The following is a 3105-nucleotide window of genomic DNA, read 5'->3' on the forward strand; positions in this document are numbered from 1 at the left end:
GGTGGGGGGGGGGGGGGGTGGGGGGGGGGGGGGGGGGGGGGGGGGGGGGGGGGGGGGGCCCCCCCCCGCCGGCGCCACCGGGTTCAGGGGGTGTAGCTCACCCAGCCGCTCAGGGCGGTGGTGTTCGGCGGGCAGTAGACGCGCACGTTCAGGAAGGTGGTGTACGGGCCCACGGTGCGGGTGGAGCCGTCGGAACAGCTCACGTTGACCCACCACTTGGTGGTTCCGGTGCCCGAGCAGGAGATGTTGAAGTACTGCTGGGTGCCGTCGCTCCCGAACGTGCCGGTGCTGCAGTTGATGCTCTGCAGCGCGTCCGGGGAGGCGGTCTGCGCCTGTGCGGCCGGGGCCGCGGCGAGGCCCAGCGCCGTGGCCGTGGCGAACGCCGCGAGGCCGCCCGCGATCCTGTTCCTGGTCCGGTTGTTCACAGCTGTCCGTCCTCGGGGTCGGTGGTGCGCGTGGGGACGCCGGGCGGCGGCTCGGAGAGCAGCCCGGCGCTCTGTCTGCGGTGACTTTAGGGAGCGGTCGGATCCGCGAGCATATGACGGCGGAAAATGCGTCCACCCCGGCCTGGTCAGGCCTCTTGGCCCGTCGATCACGAATTCCTGCGACGGGGCACCGCCGATGGGGCGGCCGAGGTGGTCCGCCCGCGCCCGGAACGGCCGAAAACACGCGGGCACCGGCGCACCGCCCGCACCCCCGGCATGGCACAAGTCCGTTACAGCAGTGGCGGGTTCCTCCCGCGCTATCCCTGCCCCTGCCATCATCCAAGTCCGTGCCGCCCCCGGCGCCGCCCACGGCGTGCCGGGGCGTCGGCCCGCATGGCGACCGACGTCCAGACGAGGGGGAGTCCGATGACGCTGTTCGGCAAGCCGCCGGGCCCGCAGGACGCCCGGCCGCGCGGGCGGGCCACCGCGCTGACGCTGCGGGTCGTGGCGCAGGCCCTGCTCCTGCTGCTCGGCCTGTCCGCGGTCGGCCTCGGGTTCGCACGGTTCGTCGCCGCGTACCACGAGGGGTGGGCGTATCGCGGCGCCCCGGTCTGCGGCGCTCCGGCGATCGGGCCCGGGGTGGACTGCACGCTGCGGGAGAGCGGGCGGGTGACGAAGAGGGCGATGGAGCGGGACGGCGACTCGACCTCGTACACCCTGACCGTGGCCCGCGAGAAGGCTCCGACCGGCGCCTACGACGTCGGGGAGGCGTTCTACGACGACGTGCGGACCGGCACGGTCGTGAACCTGACGGTCTGGAGGGGCCAGGTGGTCGAGGTCGACTACCAGGGGCACCGGGCCCGCAATCCGCACACCCTGTGGCTGGCCGTCCTGAAGCTGGCGCTGCTGGTCGGCGCGGGCACGGCCCTGATCGCGGGCGGCCTGCTCGGGCCGAACGTGCGCTCCTGGTGGATCCCGGCCGGGATGTCCGTACCCGTGGCGGTCACCACGCTGGTGGGTGCCGCCATGCTCCTCCTGATGGACTGGCCGCTGCCCGTGACCGTGACCCTGGCCGTCCTGGCCTGGCTGCTCGCGGTCTCCGTCATCAGCGGGATGTCCGTGGAGTAGCGGCCCGGAGCGGATCCGGAATGCCCCTCACAGGTTGTCAGGTTCCCAACGTGGGAAACAGTTGTCAGGTTCTCAACGTGGGAAATAGGCTGCCACCTCCCGCTCACGCCACCACCGGGGAGGCCACCCATGCCCAGCAGTACCAGGAGCCGCAGGACCAGAACCGCCGCAACCCTCCTCACCGCCGCCCTGGCCGCGGCCCTCCTCGGCGGCGCCCCCGCGCTCGCCGCACCCGCAGCCCCGCCCGGAACCACGACGGGCGCCGCCCCCACAGCCGCTCCGGCGGACGGCCGGCACCCGGTCGAGGTGTTCGGCGAGGACGGCGGCATATCCCGGGCCCTCGTCCCCGGCGGCTCCCCGTACACGGCCGGCCCCCGCATCCAGGGCGTGGCCCCGATGCAGGACGACGGCGACGTCACCGCGCTGGTGCGCAACGGCGATCCGGCCGCCAAGCTCGACGTGGTGGTCATCGGGGACGGCTACGCGGCGCAGGAACAGGAGAAGTTCCGCAGCGACGCGGCCGAGAAGTGGCGCGAGATCACCGCCGTCGAGCCGTACGCCACCTACCGCAACCTGTTCAACGTCTGGGCGGTGTCGGCCGTTTCGCCCGAGTCGGGCGTCTCCGGGGATCCGGACCAGACGACCGTCCGGCACACCGCGCTGGGCTCGTACTTCTGGTGCGACGGGGTGGAGCGGCTGCTCTGCGTGGACGAGAAGGCGGTCGAGCGCTACGCGGCCAAGGCCCCGCAGGCGGACCTGGTGATCGTGGTGGCCAACAGCACCAAGTACGGCGGCGCGGGCTACAACGACGTGAAGTCCTCGCTCGGCTACGAGGGCATCGCCACCGTGGCGGGCGGCAACGCGAAGTCCGGGCAGATCGCGGTGCACGAGACCGGGCACTCGCTGGGCAAGCTCGCCGACGAGTACGCGTACGACGGCCAGGGCACCTACCAGGGCGCGGAGCCGGCCGAGGCCAACATCAGTACGCTGACCGCCGACCGGATGCGCGCCCAGGGCACCAAGTGGTCCCGCTGGCTCGGCCGGACGTCCCCCGACGGCGGGACGGTCGGCGCGTACGAGGGCGGCGGCTACTACCCGACGGGGCTGTACCGGCCGACCGAGAACTCGATCATGCGCTCGCTCGGGCGGGAGTTCAACCTGCCCGGACGGGAGGCGATGATCGCCGGCTTCTACCGCCACGCCACCCCGCTGACGAGTCCCGTCTCCACCGACACCTGGCTCACCTCCGCCAGCCGCCTCACCGTCGACCTGCCCGTCCCGGGCACCCGGCTGCGCTGGTTCCTGGACGGACGCGAGCTGCCCGGGCAGCGCGGGCGCACCGCCCCCGACCTCGCCGCCCTCCGCCCGGGCGGCCCCCGCTCCCGGCCGCACCTGCTGACGGCCGTCGCCACCGACCCCACCCCGGCGGTGGCCGACCCGGCGCTGCGCGAGCACCTCACCGGGAGCCTGTCCTGGCTGGTGACGTTCTAACGCGCGTCGACGCGGCGCGCCGGCCGGCACGGCGACGGCCCTGGGCCCGGCAGCGTGATGC

Annotated in this window: 3 protein-coding genes; 2 read left to right on the plus strand and 1 reads right to left on the minus strand. The window is 73.8% G+C overall.

Annotation, left to right across the window (positions count from 1 at the left end):
• Positions 1-83: 83 nt before the first annotated feature.
• On the minus strand, positions 84-425 hold the full coding sequence (locus tag ACFVX9_RS21405; protein WP_063345830.1) for a hypothetical protein: 342 nt from the start codon (positions 423-425) through the stop codon (positions 84-86).
• A 393-nt stretch (positions 426-818) separates the two neighbouring features.
• On the opposite strand from ACFVX9_RS21405, the gene ACFVX9_RS21410 reads away from it, so the two are divergent.
• Both ACFVX9_RS21410 and ACFVX9_RS21415 read left to right on the plus strand, forming a co-directional pair.
• The gene (locus ACFVX9_RS21410; RefSeq protein ID WP_387983018.1) at positions 819-1553 is read left to right on the plus strand and encodes a hypothetical protein; all 735 of its coding nucleotides are present in this window, start codon (positions 819-821) and stop codon (positions 1551-1553) included.
• Positions 1554-1682: 129 nt separating this feature from the next.
• A complete protein-coding gene (locus ACFVX9_RS21415) occupies positions 1683-3044 on the plus strand; it encodes a M64 family metallopeptidase (protein ID WP_380381044.1) in 1362 nt (453 codons plus the stop codon).
• The last annotated feature ends 61 nt before the right edge of the window (positions 3045-3105 follow it).

It is taken from the genome of Kitasatospora sp. NPDC058243 (genome assembly GCF_042882025.1).
Lineage (GTDB): Bacteria > Actinomycetota > Actinomycetes > Streptomycetales > Streptomycetaceae > Kitasatospora.

Bases quoted from the DNA above. Each gene is read 5' to 3' on its own strand.
- ACFVX9_RS21410 (WP_387983018.1), top strand. From the start codon at position 819: ATGGCGACCGACGTCCAGACGAGGGGGAGTCCGATGACGCTGTTCGGC.
- ACFVX9_RS21415 (WP_380381044.1), top strand. From the start codon at position 1,683: ATGCCCAGCAGTACCAGGAGCCGCAGGACCAGAACCGCCGCAACCCTC.